Consider the following 14,052-nt stretch of genomic DNA (forward strand, 5'->3'; position numbering starts at 1 on the left):
CCCTCCGAGTACGCGGAAATCCATTCCAAGCGGCAGATGGCCGACGCCCGAGACATGCGGGTGGTCGAACTGCGGACCGGAACCGAGCAGCCGGGCTGACCCATGGCGGGCCCGCACATCGGCGGCCTGCCGGTCGTCACCCTGAGCGCCGATCCGGCGGAGGGCGCCCCGAGCATCGTCGAGGCGACGGTCTTGCCGGGCCGTGGCTTCATGCTGCTGCAGGCGATCGCCGCCCTGCCGAGCGGCGAGCGGGTGGAGTTGCTCCACGCGCCATCGGTCGAGGCGGCGGCGACGCAGCTTGACGGCGGCCCCGAGGATTTCGCGGGTTCGCGCGCCTTCAGCTTCGGGGGCGCCGTGCTCGCCCCCTACGCCAATCGCATCCGCGGCCGACCGCTCGCCGAGACGCGCGAGATCGAGACCGCCATCGACGGCGAGGTGCGCCGGCTGCCGCGCAACTGGGGCGGAAAGGCGCCGGGGGCCGAGACCTACGCCATGCACGGCCTGATCCTGGATGCCGCCGTTTCCTTCGAACAGGTCTCGCCCGCCGAGGTCACCGGGAGTCTTCCTCGGGCTTTCGGCGATCATTGGCCAGGCGAGCTGAATCTGGGCTTTGCCTGGCGACTGGCGGCCGGGCGGATCGAACTTGAGGTGTCTGCGCATAACCGGGGCGAGGTCGCGAGCCCCCTCGGGATCGGATGGCATCCCTACTTCCGCGTGCCGAGCGGCGGGCGCGAGCAGGCGCGGCTGCGGGTCCCCGCCGCGCTGCGCACGGAGGTCAACGATTACGACGAAGTGCTGCCGACCGGGCGGCTGCTCGACGTCGCCGGCACGCCCTACGATTTCCGGGACGCGAAGGGGCGTCCGCTGGGCGATCTCTACCTCGACGACTGCTTCACCGGTCTCTCTGCCGCGGACGGGGTCGTCGCCGAGATGACCGATCCGGTCGCCGGGCTGGGGGTTCGGCTCACGAGCCCCTCGCCGCCCGTGCGGGCCGTCCAGGTCTATGCGCCGCCGGAGCAGCCGTTCATCGTCATGGAACCGCAGTTCAACCTCGCCGACCCCTTTGGGGCCTGGCGGGCGGAGGTCGACACCGGAATGGTGCGCGTCGCACCGGGCCAGGCGGCGACATACCGGGTGGAGTTATCGTTGTTCCGACCCTGACCGGCCGGGGCTACTCCGGCTGCGCCCGTCCCTGCGAGGCGGAGCGCGCGACGGTGATCGGGATCGCCTTGTAGGCCGGGGTGTGGGCCTTGGTGTCGTGGTGCCACAGCGGCACCAGTGGGTTGGCCTCCGGGAAGTAAGCCCCGCAGCAGCCCTGCGGAATATCGTAAGAGACGACCTCGAACTGGCGGACCATGCGCTCGACGCCGTCGTCGACGGCGGTGCGGAGGTCCACGAGATCGCCGGCCTGGAGCCCGCGCTCGTTGAGGTCGGCCGGGTTCATGAACACCACCCGCCGGGTGCCGTGCACACCGCGGAAGCGGTCGGTGTAGCCGTAGATGGTGGTGTTGAACTGGTCGTTGCTGCGCATGGTGGTCAGCTGCAGCACGCCGTCCTGGCCGAAGTTTGCCTGGTGGCCCGCGAACATCTGAGTCGGGGTCTTGAAGTTGGCACGGCCGGAGCGGGTGTTCCACTTGCGCTCGCGGGCCGCCAGCGGCCGGGTCACCCCGCCGGGTTCGAACAGCCGCTCGTTGAAGCGGACGAAGGTGGCCGGATAGGTCTTCTCGATCGCCTCGCGCACCCGGCCGTAGTCGGCGACCCAGTTGTCCCACGGCGTCTTTGGGTTCGGCGGGAGGGTCGCCTGGGCCAGCCCGGCGATAATCGCCGGCTCGGATTTCAGGTACGGCGAGGCCGGCTCCACCTGCCCTTTCGAGCCGTGGAACTGGGCGAGGCTGCTCTCGATCGACACCGCCTGCTCGCCGGTCGCCTGGCGGTCGATCTCGATCCGGCCGAGGCACGGCAGGAGATAGGCGATCTCGCCATGCAAGACGTGGCTGCGATTGAGCTTGGTGGCGACGGAGACCGTCAGGCGCAGCTTGCGCCAGGCGGCCTCGACCTTTTCCTGTTCGGGTGCGGCGCGGACCACGTTGCCGCCGAGGGCGACGAACGCCTTCACTTGGCCGGAGATCATCGCCTCGCATGCCTTGACGGTCGTGTAGCCCTCATGGCGCGGCGGCTCGAACCCATACTGCTCGGCGAGCACGTCGAGCGGAACGAGCTCCGGCTTTTCCGTGATGCCGACCGTCCGTTGCCCCTGGACGTTGGAATGACCCCGCACGGCGCAGAGCCCGGCTCCGCCCTTGCCGATGTTGCCGCGCAGCAGCAGCAGGTTGCAGAGCATCTGAACGTTCTCGACGCCGGCGACGTGTTGGGTCAGGCCCATGCCGTAGATCGCCATCACCTTGTCACAGGCGGCATACTGCCTCGCCACACCTTCGAGCGCGGTGCGAGTGAGGCCGGACACGGCCTCGATCTCGCCCCAGTCGGCCTGGCGGCAGTAAGCGGCGAACTCTTCGAAGCCGGCGGTGTGCTCGCGGATGAAGTCGTGATCGAGCACGCGGCGGTTGGTCTTTCCGGCGGCGGCGGCCTTGATCGAGAAACCGGCGTCGTCCTCGGTCTCGGCCAAAAGTGCGGCGCGGTTCGTCGCGCCCGCTTCCCCCTCCGCGACGGCCGCGTCGTCCGAGGCGATCAGCGCCTTGCAGACACCCGTCAGAGCCGCGATGTCGCCCCCAACCTTCACCTGGTGGATGACGTCGGCGATCTGGGTTTCCCGCTGGCCGATCATTTCGCGCGGCGACTGCGGATTCTTGAACCGCTCCAGGCCGCGCTCCTTGAGGGGGTTGAAGCCGACGATGGGCACGCCGCGCTGACGGGCTTCCTGCAGCTGGTGGAGGATGCGTGGCGACGAGGTGCCGGGGTTGTGCGCCAGGTAGATGATGAAGTCGGTCTGTTCGAAGTCCTGCAGCGTGACCGTCCCGACGGAGACGCCGATACTCTCCGGCAAGGCCACGGAAGTGGACTCGTGGCACATGTTCGAACTGTCGGGCAGATTGTTGGTCCCGTAGAGCCGGGCGAACAGCTGCCACATATAGCTGGCCTCGAGAGAGGCGCGGCCGCTGACATAGAACACGGCCTGGTCGGGATCGGCCGACAGCATCTTCAGTTCGCGGCCGATTTCTTCGAAAGCCTCCTCCCACGAGACCGGTAGATAACGATCCGTCTCGGCGTCCCAGCGCATCGGCCGGGTCAGGCGGCCGGCCTCTTCGAGGTCGTAGTCGCGCCAGGTCTCGAGCTCGGTCAGGGTGTGCTTCTCGAAGAATTCGACGTCGAGGCGATGCTTGGTCAGTTCCCAGGCCGTCGCCTTGGCCCCGTTCTCGCAGAACTCGGCCGGGTGCGGCTTGGCCGGCTTTCCCCAGGCGCAGCTGACGCACATGAAGCCATCGGGCTTGTTCTGGACGGCGAGCGGCTCGATGCCGCGCACGGCCAGCCCCTCGCGAACGAGGATCTCGCTGACCGACTTCAGGGACCCGTAGCCGCCAGCCGGGCCTTCGTAGGGTTCGATCTTGGGCTTCGACTTGGGTCCCTGGCGCACGTTTCGCCCCTTGGCCGTTTTCCGACCAACGCCCTCGTTCGACGAAAGGGTCCGCCGGGTGACCGTGTGGCCGTTCGCCCGAGGGGGAAGGCTTTGCAGGCTCTACCTTTCGTTAAGGCGAGGAACTCTCGGCCAAGCTGTTTCTTGGGCCATCCGAGGGTGAATGACCGGTGGTCGCACGCAACAACGGGTCCTGGCGCTGCGCCTGTCGCGAGCCGTCGGCAGGCGGCTGGCGGTCGCCGTCGCGTGCGCGGTGATGGGCGCTCTCGCCGCCTGCAGCCCCGAGAAACGCAACGTCGGCCCTTCCCCGCCAGGAACGGCGCCGACCGGCGTGACAGATAGCCGCCAGACGCTCTACGCCACCCACCGGTTCGAACAGGCCGAAGGGGGTCGGCTGTTCCGCTGGGCCGCGTGTGACGCTTGCCACACAGAGACCTCGACCGGCGCCGCGAACCTGCCCGATGGCCGGTGGGCGCATGGCGGCACGATCGCGGAGATCTACCGCTCGATCGCTGCGGGCGCGCCGGGCATGCCGGCCTATGAGAACCGCATTCCCTCGCGGCAGATCTGGCAGATGGCCGGCTATGTGAGGTCACTGCCGCAGACAAAGGCCATGCAGCGGCGGCGAGCCAGCGCGGCCCAGGCGGGCGAGCCGTCCGGCGCCTCCTGGTCGGGCGCCTTGCGGTGAGACGCGCCGCCGTCCTCCTGCCGCTCGGCCTTGCGGCCTGCGCGGGCCAGCAGAGCGTGCTCGATCCGGCCGGCGATCAGGCGCAGGTGCTACACGGGCTACTCGGGCTGATCGTCGCCATCTGCGGCGTGGCCTATCTGCTGGTGATGGTGCTGTTGGCCGCGGCCATCTGGCGCGGCCGCCGAAAGCTGGCGGCGACGCTTCATCCGCCGGACGTATCGCCGGACGACCGGCGCCTGGAGCGCGGCTTGGCCGGATGGGTTGGGTTCATCGTCGTCGGCCTGAGCGTCATGGTGATCGCCAGCTTCCTGGTCGACCGCACCTTGGCGAAGGACGGCGCCGCGCCGCCGGATGTGCGCATCACCGGCCACCAATGGTGGTGGCGCGTGCAGTACTGGGACGCGCCGACGCGCAGCTGGATCGAGGCCGCGAACGAGCTGCACCTGCCGGTTGACCGGCCGACGCGGATCGAGCTCGTCGCGGCCGACGTGATCCACTCGTTCTGGGTCCCCAACCTCAGCGGAAAGCTCGACATGGTGCCTGGACGGGTCAATCAACTGACCCTGACGCCGCGGCGGACGGGCTGGCTGCGCGGCCAGTGCGGCGAGTTCTGCGGCCTGCAGCACGCCGAGATGGCGCTGAATGTTAAGGTCGAGAGCGTCGCCGAATATGCCGCCTGGCGGACCGGCCAGGCACGGCCGGCCGCGGCGCCGGCCGATCCGGTGGCGGTGCGGGGGCAAAGCGTCTTCGCCCAGAGCGCCTGCGCCACCTGCCATACCATCCGCGGGGTGAGCGAGCAGGGCCGGGCAGGCCCGGACCTCACCCACGTCGGCTCCCGACGCTCGATCGCAGCGGGGACGTTGCCGATGTCGCACGCCGCTCTGATGGGCTGGATCGCCAATCCGCAAGACCACAAGCCGGGCGCCGAGATGCCGACGACCGGCCTGCCTCCGGCCGATGTCGACGCCGTGGCGCGCTACCTCGGGTCGCTGGAATGACGGCGACAAGCGACCTCTTCGAGCGGAGGCGCCGGCTAGCCCGGACCTGGGGCGATGCGCCGGGCCTTTGGGGATTCCTGACCACCACCGACCACAAGAAGATCGCGGCCCGCTACATCTTGGTGGCCATGGCGCTGCTGGCGCTGGCCGGCCTGGCCGCCGTCGACATGAGGTTGCAGCTCGCCTTCCCAGGCCTGAAGCGGCTGGGCCCGCAGGGGTTCAACGAGGCCTTCACCCTGCACGGCTCGACTATGCTGTTCCTGGTCTCGGTGCCGGTGATGGAAGCGATGGCCATCTGGCTGGTGCCGCTGATGCTCGGCCAGCGGAACATGGCCTTCCCGCGGCTCAACGCCTTCAGCTTCTGGATGTACCTCGGCGGCGTCCTGATGATCTGGGTTCCGCACGTCCTGAACGTGACGCCCGATCTCGGCTGGTTCCAGTACCCGCCGCTGTCGGGCCCCGGCTATAGCCCCGGCCATAGGGCCGACGTCTGGGCACAGATGATCACCTTCACCGAGGTCGCCGCCTTGTCGGTGTCGGTGAACACGTTCGCGACGATCATGCGCCTGCGGCCGCCGGGCATGACCCTGGCGCGGATGCCGATCTTCCTTTGGGCGATGCTGATCGCCGCCCTGATGACGATCTTCGCCCTGCCGTCGGTCATGCTGGTGACCAGCATGCTGATCAGCGACCGCCTGGTGGCCACCCACTTCTTCGATCCGGCGCTGGGCGGCGACGTGGTCCTGTTCCAGCACCTGTTCTGGTTTTTCGGACACCCCGAGGTCTACATCATATTCGTGCCGGCGCTCGGCTTCATCGCTGCCATCGTCGAGACGTTCAGCCGCCGGACGGCGTTCGGCTATGTGCCCATTGTCCTGTCGATGGTCAGCATCGGCGTGCTCGCCTTCGGCCTGTGGGTCCACCACATGTTCGCAGTCGGCCTGCCGAAGCTCGGCGACAGCTTCTACACCGCGGCCAGCATGGTGATCGCCCTGCCGACCGGCATCCAGATCTTCTGCTGGATCGCGACGATCGGTTCGGGGCGGCCAGTGTTCAAGACGCCGATGCTGTGGGTGATCGCCTTTATCGCCACCTTCGTGATCGGCGGGCTGTCCGGACTGATGACCGCCTCGGCCTCGCTCGACCTTCAGCTGACCGACACCTACTTCGTCGTCGCGCACCTTCACTACGTGCTGGTCGGCGGAGCGATTTTCCCGCTGCTGGGGGCGTTCTGCTACTGGTACCCCAAGGCGACCGGCCGGCTCATGTCCGAGACCTGGGGCAAGGTGGCCTTCGCTCTGGTGGTCGGCGGCTTCAACCTCGGGTTCTTCCCGATGCACATCCTCGGCCTGATGGGGATGCCGCGGCGCATCTACAGCTACCATCCCGAGCTCGGCTGGGGGCCGTTGAACATCGTCGCCTCGGCCGGGGCCGGCATCGCGGCCGTGGGGGCGGCGATCTTCGTCGCTAACGCCGTCCTGTCGGTGCGCCGCGGCCAGTTGGCCGGGCCCGATCCGTGGGGCGGATCGACCCTGGAGTGGACCACGCCGAGCCCGCCGCCGCCGTACAACTTCGAGTACACGCCGATCGTCGAAGACCTGACCCCGGCCTGGACGCGGTCACGCAAGGTCGCCGACGGACTGGCGCTGGATCATCGGGAGCTGCTGCTGACCACCCCGGTCGAGGCGCGGCCGGACTATCGCCAGCACAGCCCAAAACCGTCGATCTGGCCGCTCCTCACCACCCTGGCGGTCTCGGCGATGTTCGTCGGCAGCATCTTCACACCCTGGGCGCTGATCTATGGCTCACCGCCGCTGGCCCTGGCGCTGACCATGTGGTTCTGGCCGAAGCGCCCGCGTCGGCGCCTGGGAGAGAAGCCATGACCGCCACGCCGTCCGCGGAGGTCGAGGTGGCGCTCGACCTCTCCGAGCTGCCGGTGTCGGCCATGGGGCCGCGCAGCCTGCTTTGGTGGGGCACGTTCGGCTTCATGCTGATCGAGGGAATGGGATTCCTGCTCGCGGCCGGGGCCTATCTCTACCTGCGGGGGCAGGCCGGAGAGTGGCCGCCCGCCGGCCATCGGCCCCCCGCCCACTGGGCGGGCGCGCTGTTCACGCTGATCGCCCTCGCCAGCGTCGCGCCCAACCTGTGGGTCGCGCGGCAGGCGCGGCGCAAGAACGCCCTGGGGGTTCGGTGGGGTCTGGTGGCGATGACTCTGATCGCTCTGGGCCTGACCGTCGTGCGCGGGTTCGAGTTCACACAGCTCAACGTCCGCTGGCACGACGACGCCTACGGCTCGGCGCTCTGGCTGCTGATGGTCCTCCATACGACGCACCTGCTCACCGACCTTGGGGACACGGTGGTCCTCGCCACGTGGCTGTTCACCCATGAGACCGGCGACGACCAGTTTTCCGACGTCGACGACAACGCCGGCTACTGGAACTTCGTGGTCGTGGCCTGGCTGCCGATGTACCTGCTGGTTTACTGGGGAGCTCGGCTCCTATGACCCGGGACCGGCGTCTCTTGCGCCCGCTCATCGTGGCGTTGCTGTTCTTCGCAGCGCCCTCGGCCTGGCTGATCCTGCAGCAGGGGTTCGGCGCCGCCACCTACTTTGAATGCACGGCCGGTCGTGCGCCGTGGGGACCGGTCGCGGGAGCTGTCGCCACGGCGATCTGCGTTGCGGCCGCGATCATGTGCTGGCGGCGGCGCGACCCGGCCCCTCCGACACGGCGCTTCCTGATGTTGGTCGGGGCCGGATCGGCGGCGATCTTCGCGACGGCGGCCCTCGCCCTGACCGCCGCGCTTGTCCTGGCGCCCGCATGCGCGCGCTAGGACTTGGCGCGGCCCTGACCGCGGTGGCGACCCCGGCGCTGGCGCACGGTGCGGAGGCTGCGACGCAGTGGACGCTCGATCCGCTCATTCTGGCGCCTCTGGCCCTCAGCCTTGTCGTCTTCGCGGCCGGGTGGATGCGTCTCAGGCGCCGGTCCGGTCACGGGGCCGGAGCGCTGTCGCGGCGGGGCCTGCTGTTTGCGGCGGGCTGGCTAGTGCTGGCGGGCGCGGTGATCAGCCCGCTGCACAAGGCCGGCGAGCAGTCGTTCACCGCCCATATGCTGGAGCATGAGCTGATGATGCTGGTCGCCGCACCCCTGCTGGTGCTGGCGCGCCCGATGGCGATCATGCTGTGGGCGTTGCCTGCCGGCGGCCGGCAGCTAATGGCAGCGCTGGCGAGGGCGGCGCCGGCGCGCTGGGCCTGGAAGGCGGCCGTCGATCCCGTGCTCGCGACGCTTGCGCAGGCGGCCGCCCTGTGGGTGTGGCACGCGCCGGCGCTGTTCGACCGGGCCCTGTCAAGCGTCGGCTGGCACATCGCCCAGCACCTGTCGTTTCTGGTCAGCGCCCTGCTCTTCTGGACCGCGGTCCTGCCGGGACGCCATCTGCGGCCGGCGGTGGCGGTGTTGTGCCTGTTTGCGACCTCGGTCGTTTCCGGCGCGCTGGGGGCGATGATGGCCTTCGCGCAAAGTCCCTGGTACGCGGGGTATGTGCGGCTGGGCCTCGCCCCGCTGGGCCTTTCCCCCCTCGAGGATCAGCAGCTCGCGGGCCTGCTGATGTGGGTGCCGGGCGGGCTCGTCCATGCCCTGGCGGCGCTCTACGCCATGAGCCGGCTGCTTCGGCCGCCTGCCGCCGAGGCGAAGGTCGCGGAGGCGGCGTATGGCGCGCGTTCCTAGGCCTCCCCCCAGCGTTTGGCTGGCGATCCTGCTGGTCGGCTTCGTGCTGATCGGCGGCCCAATCTCGCTACGCATCCAGGCCTGGCAGGAGAAGGCGGCTCTGAAGGCCGCAGCAGCCGAGATGACCGGCGGCGACGCGGACCGCGGCAAGGCGTTGATCACGGACGCGGACTGCGGCGCCTGCCACCAGATCCCCGGCGTCGCGCGAGCGGACGGAGCGGTCGGGCCGCCGCTCGACAAGATCGCCACGCGCGGCTTCCTGGCCGGACGGCTGGCGAACAATCCGACCAACCTCGTGCGCTGGATCTGGCGGCCGCAGTCAATCGAGCCCGGGACCGGCATGCCGAACATGCCGATCAGCGAGCAGGACGCGCGGGACGCCGCCGCCTACCTCTACACTCTCGACTGATCGTCGGCCGCCGGCCGCCAGAACGGCAGCGCTAGTGCGGCCGCCAGCCTTCGCTGTATGCTCCGCATATGAGTCTGCCAACCGATGGCCTGATGCCGCGTGTGGTTGTCCCCCGAGGAGAGCTCGCTCGTCGCGAGATCCTGCTGTGGGCGCTCGCCGCTGCGGCGATCAGCTTCCTGGTGCGGAATTACTTCCGGCAGGAGGGCGCGGAACGTTTTGCCATCTTCGACTGCCTCGGCTTCGTAGCCGCCGCGATGCGGCTGGCCCGCAGCGGTCCGCTCGCGGCCACACCGCTTGATGTCGGCGCGGCGTTCGTAGCGGCCGCGCTCGCCGCGTTCGGACCCAACCACGCCGCCGGGCTGTCCTTGACGTTGCTATCGCTGATGGTGCTCACCTCGCGCGACGTCGATGCGAGGGCAGCGGGAGCTGTCATGCTAGCTCTGGCGGGGCATCAGTTGTGGAGCAAGGTGCTGTTCGCGGGGCTCGGCCCGGAGATCGTGAAGGTCGACGCAACGCTCGTGGGCCTTGCGACGAAAATGTTTGTTCCGGGCGCGACGTGGGTCGGAAATATCATCTCCACCACTCCGACGTTCAGTATCGTCGTTGAGGAAGGCTGCTCGAGCTTCAGCAACGTCTCCCTGGCGCTGCTCTGCTACGTGGGGGTCAGCCGACTGGAGCGGGCGGAGTGGCGCCGAGGCGATGTCTGGGTCATCTGCGCGGTCTGCGCCGCACAGGTTTTCCTCAACGTAGCCCGCATCTTCGCGATGGCGCAGTCCTACCCGCTCTATCAGTTCTGGCACGAGGGAGCGGGCGCGCAGATCTACGCCGCGGCGGCGGCGATGTCGGCGGTGTTCATCAGCGCGATCGGCACGCGGCGGGCCGGTCGAGCATGATCTGGATCTGGCGCGTCATCGCCGCGTCCCTGCTGATCGTCGCCGGCGCCAACGCCTCGGCGGAACGTCGAACGCATCTCCAGCCCCGCTCTGACAGCGCTCGGCGGCTTACGTCGATGTTCCCCCCGTCGCGCGCGGCGCGCGTTTTCGCAGCGGACGATGAAATCTACCACGTACGCATCCGGGATTGCCCACGCCCGGTGACCATCGCAGTGGCGCCGCCCAGCTTCACGCCGCGAGCAGCTTTGCTGAACCTGGCTGCGCCGGGGGACCGCACGCTCTACGCCTACACAGATTGGTCCGGCGCCGAGCCAGATCGGCCGGCGGTGTTTGCGCGCCGGCTGTGGCAACCGCTGCTCGCATCCATGCGGCTGAACGACTACAGTCGCCTGCGCGAAATGCTGGTCATTGCCGAACCATCGGGCTGCAACATCGCCGCCTCCGCGCGGTGGGACAATTATTGGCGGAACCACGTGAGTTGGTGACGCGACGCTCCGCAGGTCCCGGGTCGACCCCGGGCCTGCGACACGGTCGAGGCTAGTCGTCGGAGCGTGTCTTCGAGCGACGGATTCTCACGACACCCAGAACACCTAGCGCACCGAGCGCTGCGATGGCGGCCGGAAGCCCCGCCACCAAGCCCGGGGCCGGCGCGCCATGAGCCTCGCGCGGGACGGACGGCGCAGACCCGCCATCGTTCTCATTCTGTCCAAACATGAGCGCCAGGGCGGACATCAGCATGACGACAACGTCCATGGGTTCTCCTTCCGCGTTGTTGACCACATGCTCAGCCGCACTGGAGGGCGGCGCGTGTGATCGCATCGGATTTCAGGTCCGACGCCCCTGCGTAAGGCATTTCCGAAGATCAAAAATGTCATCGGCTAAACGCACCGGCGGTCCGTCCCCGCGCAGGGACGCGAACGAAGGATTTGATCAAGTGGAAGGGACAGCAGCGCCGATCATGGGAGCGGGCCTGACCTTCAACACATGCTGATTGGATGACCCTCCCCTGAAGCGGATTGCACGAGGACCACGACGCGCGCCTCTTTTGCTCGCAATCGCGCGGCCAGGTGCAGGGCGGCCTCTTCGGCGTCCACCCGATAGGCGAAATGCCGCCAAAACCCGGCGGGGCCGAACACACGCCAACCATCGCCCTGCCGAACCACGGCGATGGTCAACTCTGAGCTCGGAGTTGGATCGATTAGCGAACCCATGGGCTCCTCCCGTCACAAAGCTAGATGCGACGGAGCCCTGGGGAATTGACGTTTGGCGGTTCGGCCCACCAAAAGCCGGCCGTTAGATCCTCGAGGCCGGCCGCCAGCGCCGCAAGCGGCCCTCGCGCCGGCCTCTGGCGCAGTCGAATTACGGTGCGCCTGGCGAGCCCCGCCCGAAGGCGAGGTTGGCCAGGCGCCCTGCCTTCAGATGAAGACGAACGAGTCCGCGCTGAGCGCGATGTGGTTCGAGAGGGTGGCGAGTTGCACGGCGTTGCCGACGTCGCCGCCGTCGAGATCGAGATAAAGCGCGCCTGTCGAAGCGGTGTAGTGCAGCGCCGGAGCGCCATTGGCCGTCGCCGCCATTCCATTGACGAACTGAGCCTGCCCGCCGCTCACGCCGAAGTCGCTCAAGGCAAGCTGGACCTTATCGCTCTTGCTGAAGTCGGTGATGACATCGACGCTGCCGTCGCGGTTGCCGAAACGGAAGACGTCGTAGCCGGATCCCCCCGTCAGGGTGTCCGCGCCGGCGCCGCCGTTCAAGGTGTCGCCGCCATCGTTGCCCTTCAGCAGGTCCGCGCCATCGCCGCCGCGGATCAGGTCGTCGCCGGCCCCGCCCTGGAGGGTGTCCGAGCCGGCGCCGCCGTCCAGCGTGTCGTTACCGCCGCCAGCCGTGAGCAAATCGGCCCCGCCGCCGCCGTCCAGCGTGTCCGCGCCGCCCGCGCCGACCAAGCGATCGTCTCCGCCCGCGCCTTGCAACAGCGCCGGTTGATTGCTCGGAGCACGTTGAACCAGCGCGTCTGATGGATCGGAGGTCGGCGTCTCGGGCGAGGTCAGAGGCGGCTGGGTCGTCGCGCCCCCTTCGGTGATATCGAAGTTGCGATAGTTGATGGCGAGTGTCTCGGGCGAGGCCTCGCGATAGATCCCCATCTTCCAGTACGGTCCGACAGCGTCGTTGTACCCGACTCCGCCCGTGTAATTGACCAGCAGGTCGCCATCGCGCCAGACCTTGATCAGGCCCTGGCCGTCCGCGTCGAAGCGGATGTCGATCTTCATCTGGTACCAGTGGCCGCGGACGATGGCGGCGCTGTCGGTGTAGAGGACATTGTCCTCGGGACGCGACTCGGTGATGCGGTCCGGATCGGTGCGCGTGATGAAGCGCATCTGCTCGCCCCGCATCTGGGTGGCGAACACCGGACCGAGCGAGCCATAGTCGCCGACATCGGGCGAACCGTGAAACTGGCCGATGTTGAGCCAATCCGAAGTGATCTTCTGACCGGGCTCGATCATGAAGTCGTAGGTCAAGGTGTAGGTGTGGTCGAAATTGAGGGTCTCCTTGGCGGAGATCTCCGAGCGTTCCTTCGTTCCGTCCCGTTCGCGCCACTGATCTCCGGACCGAACTTCGAAGCGATAGACGTCATCGGTCTGCTTGAAGCTCCAGGCGTCGCCGGAGTTGTGGAGCACGTAGGCCGTATCATCAAAATACATGCGCATCCTCGCTGCCCGACCGTCCCCGCAGGGTCGGCCGTGAAAGTCGTCGTGAATGGTGAGCGCCGCACCGACGCCCGCCCCCGACAGCAGCAATAAACATCTGCGCCACGCAGTAAATGCGTCGACTTGTCTCGATTGCCCAAATTGAGCCAAGCGCTCTACCGGGCATTATGAATATTTATGCCTTCGATTATGTTAATTAATGGCGACGTCGCGACTAACTGTGACGATCATGGCCCGATCACATCTATAGCATCCGCTACGGTGGAGCTGTTTGACCGAATTGTGGCGGCATGCAGTCTAGATTTCGTCGCGCGCCGTATTGGGCGAATGGCAGGTCCGGCTTCTACTGGACACCGCGAGCGGGTACGCAGTCGCATGCTCTCGATCCGCGAGCGCTCACGCCATGAGCGGGACCTATACCGCGGTAGTACCGGCCAAGCTTGCGCCGCCCACCAACCGCCAGGTGCTTGAATTTGCCCGCTTAAGTCGCAACCCGCCCCGTAACTACTGAGGCAGGACCGAAAAAAAGTTGCAGCCCGCCACGTCTGCCGGGTCTGGGCTACACGCGACGGTGGTTAGCCCCGCCCGATGCTCGTGTAGGCGAAGCCCCGGGTGCGCATGTCGGCAGGCTGGTAGATGTTGCGCAGGTCGATCAGCACCGGCTGATTCATCAGCAGCTTGATGCGGTCGAGGGAGAGCGCCCTGAACTGATCCCACTCGGTGATGATAACAAGCGCGTCGGCGCCGTCGGCGACCGCATAAGGATCGTCCTTGAACGCCACGCTTGGCAGCATCTGCCGGGCTTCGTGAGCCTGCGGATCGAAGGCCTGCACCCGCGCCCCCGCCGCTTCCAGCGCCGGGAGGATGTCGAGGGCGGGCGCATCGCGCATGTCGTCGGTGTTGGGCTTGAAGGTGAGGCCCAGCACGCCGACCGTCTTGCCCTTCAGGTCGCCGTCCAGCGCCGCCGCCACCTTGTCGGCCATCGCCTTCTTGCGCGCGTCGTTGACCTTGACGGTCGCCTCGATCAGCTCGACCGGCGCCTTGTAGTCGC

General features: G+C 68.0%; 14 protein-coding genes. 10 read left to right on the top strand and 4 right to left on the bottom strand.

The genetic code is table 11. From position 1 onward, the window contains the following. Positions 1-102 precede the first annotated feature (102 nt). Complete coding sequence (locus ACILRF_RS09455; RefSeq protein WP_395672219.1) at positions 103-1,161, top strand: aldose 1-epimerase; 1,059 nt, start codon at positions 103-105, stop codon at positions 1,159-1,161. A gap of 10 nt (positions 1,162-1,171) precedes the next feature. Here ACILRF_RS09455 and ACILRF_RS09460 read toward each other — a convergent pair whose 3' ends face one another. After that, on the bottom strand, positions 1,172-3,592 hold the full coding sequence (locus ACILRF_RS09460) for an FdhF/YdeP family oxidoreductase (RefSeq protein ID WP_395672221.1): 2,421 nt from the start codon (positions 3,590-3,592) through the stop codon (positions 1,172-1,174). Positions 3,593-3,755: 163 nt separating this feature from the next. Here ACILRF_RS09460 and ACILRF_RS09465 point away from each other — a divergent pair, with 163 nt between their 5' ends. The 9 genes from ACILRF_RS09465 (at position 3,756) to ACILRF_RS09505 (ending at position 10,784) form a co-directional block, all read left to right on the top strand. Further along, positions 3,756-4,280, top strand: coding sequence for a c-type cytochrome (locus tag ACILRF_RS09465; RefSeq protein ID WP_395672222.1), 525 nt, complete (start codon positions 3,756-3,758; stop codon positions 4,278-4,280). Further along, entirely contained in the window at positions 4,277-5,278 is a 1,002-nt protein-coding gene (locus ACILRF_RS09470; protein ID WP_395672224.1) for a c-type cytochrome, read from the top strand. The genes ACILRF_RS09465 and ACILRF_RS09470 overlap by 4 nt, the downstream gene beginning before the upstream one ends. Then, positions 5,275-7,161 carry a cbb3-type cytochrome c oxidase subunit I gene (locus ACILRF_RS09475; protein WP_395672226.1) on the top strand — a complete coding sequence of 629 codons (1,887 nt, stop codon included), beginning with the start codon at positions 5,275-5,277 and terminating at the stop codon, positions 7,159-7,161. Before ACILRF_RS09470 ends, ACILRF_RS09475 begins: the two co-directional genes overlap by 4 nt. Continuing rightward, positions 7,158-7,781 (top strand): heme-copper oxidase subunit III, encoded by a 624-nt coding sequence (locus ACILRF_RS09480; RefSeq protein ID WP_395672228.1) that lies wholly within the window; start codon positions 7,158-7,160, stop codon positions 7,779-7,781. The genes ACILRF_RS09475 and ACILRF_RS09480 overlap by 4 nt, the downstream gene beginning before the upstream one ends. Positions 7,782-7,798: 17 nt before the next feature. Further along, entirely contained in the window at positions 7,799-8,107 is a 309-nt protein-coding gene (locus ACILRF_RS09485) for a hypothetical protein (protein WP_395672230.1), read from the top strand. Beyond that, positions 8,095-8,997 (top strand): cytochrome c oxidase assembly protein, encoded by a 903-nt coding sequence (locus tag ACILRF_RS09490; protein ID WP_395672232.1) that lies wholly within the window; start codon positions 8,095-8,097, stop codon positions 8,995-8,997. Before ACILRF_RS09485 ends, ACILRF_RS09490 begins: the two co-directional genes overlap by 13 nt. After that, positions 8,981-9,406: a c-type cytochrome gene (locus tag ACILRF_RS09495; protein ID WP_395672234.1), complete on the top strand. Its 426-nt coding sequence runs from the start codon at positions 8,981-8,983 to the stop codon at positions 9,404-9,406. Before ACILRF_RS09490 ends, ACILRF_RS09495 begins: the two co-directional genes overlap by 17 nt. Before the next feature lie 68 nt (positions 9,407-9,474). Next, the gene (locus ACILRF_RS09500) at positions 9,475-10,299 is read left to right on the top strand and encodes a hypothetical protein (protein WP_395672236.1); all 825 of its coding nucleotides are present in this window, start codon (positions 9,475-9,477) and stop codon (positions 10,297-10,299) included. Further along, entirely contained in the window at positions 10,296-10,784 is a 489-nt protein-coding gene (locus ACILRF_RS09505; RefSeq protein ID WP_395672238.1) for a hypothetical protein, read from the top strand. The genes ACILRF_RS09500 and ACILRF_RS09505 overlap by 4 nt, the downstream gene beginning before the upstream one ends. A 492-nt stretch (positions 10,785-11,276) precedes the next feature. Here the strand turns inward: ACILRF_RS09505 and ACILRF_RS09510 are convergent, their stop codons facing one another. The 3 genes from ACILRF_RS09510 to ACILRF_RS09520 all read right to left on the bottom strand — a co-directional run. Next, a complete protein-coding gene (locus ACILRF_RS09510) occupies positions 11,277-11,474 on the bottom strand; it encodes a hypothetical protein (protein WP_395672240.1) in 198 nt (65 codons plus the stop codon). A 240-nt stretch (positions 11,475-11,714) separates the two neighbouring features. Next, entirely contained in the window at positions 11,715-12,995 is a 1,281-nt protein-coding gene (locus ACILRF_RS09515; protein WP_395672242.1) for a heparin lyase I family protein, read from the bottom strand. 581 nt (positions 12,996-13,576) lie between these two features. Continuing rightward, positions 13,577-14,052: UDP binding domain-containing protein (locus ACILRF_RS09520; protein WP_395672244.1), on the bottom strand; the 476-nt coding region annotated here is incomplete at its 5' end.

This window comes from Phenylobacterium sp. (assembly GCF_044236515.1).
Taxonomy (GTDB): Bacteria; Pseudomonadota; Alphaproteobacteria; order Caulobacterales; family Caulobacteraceae; genus Phenylobacterium.

What these genes read in the sequence shown, in the direction of transcription:
- ACILRF_RS09455 (WP_395672219.1), top strand. Translation starts at nt 103, where the DNA reads ATGGCGGGCCCGCACATCGGCGGCCTGCCGGTCGTCACCCTGAGCGCC.
- ACILRF_RS09465 (WP_395672222.1), top strand. Translation starts at nt 3,756, where the DNA reads ATGACCGGTGGTCGCACGCAACAACGGGTCCTGGCGCTGCGCCTGTCG.
- ACILRF_RS09475 (WP_395672226.1), top strand. Translation starts at nt 5,275, where the DNA reads ATGACGGCGACAAGCGACCTCTTCGAGCGGAGGCGCCGGCTAGCCCGG.
- ACILRF_RS09480 (WP_395672228.1), top strand. Translation starts at nt 7,158, where the DNA reads ATGACCGCCACGCCGTCCGCGGAGGTCGAGGTGGCGCTCGACCTCTCC.
- ACILRF_RS09490 (WP_395672232.1), top strand. Translation starts at nt 8,095, where the DNA reads ATGCGCGCGCTAGGACTTGGCGCGGCCCTGACCGCGGTGGCGACCCCG.
- ACILRF_RS09495 (WP_395672234.1), top strand. Translation starts at nt 8,981, where the DNA reads ATGGCGCGCGTTCCTAGGCCTCCCCCCAGCGTTTGGCTGGCGATCCTG.
- ACILRF_RS09500 (WP_395672236.1), top strand. Translation starts at nt 9,475, where the DNA reads ATGAGTCTGCCAACCGATGGCCTGATGCCGCGTGTGGTTGTCCCCCGA.
- ACILRF_RS09505 (WP_395672238.1), top strand. Translation starts at nt 10,296, where the DNA reads ATGATCTGGATCTGGCGCGTCATCGCCGCGTCCCTGCTGATCGTCGCC.
- ACILRF_RS09515 (WP_395672242.1), bottom strand. Translation starts at nt 12,995, where the DNA reads ATGTATTTTGATGATACGGCCTACGTGCTCCACAACTCCGGCGACGCC.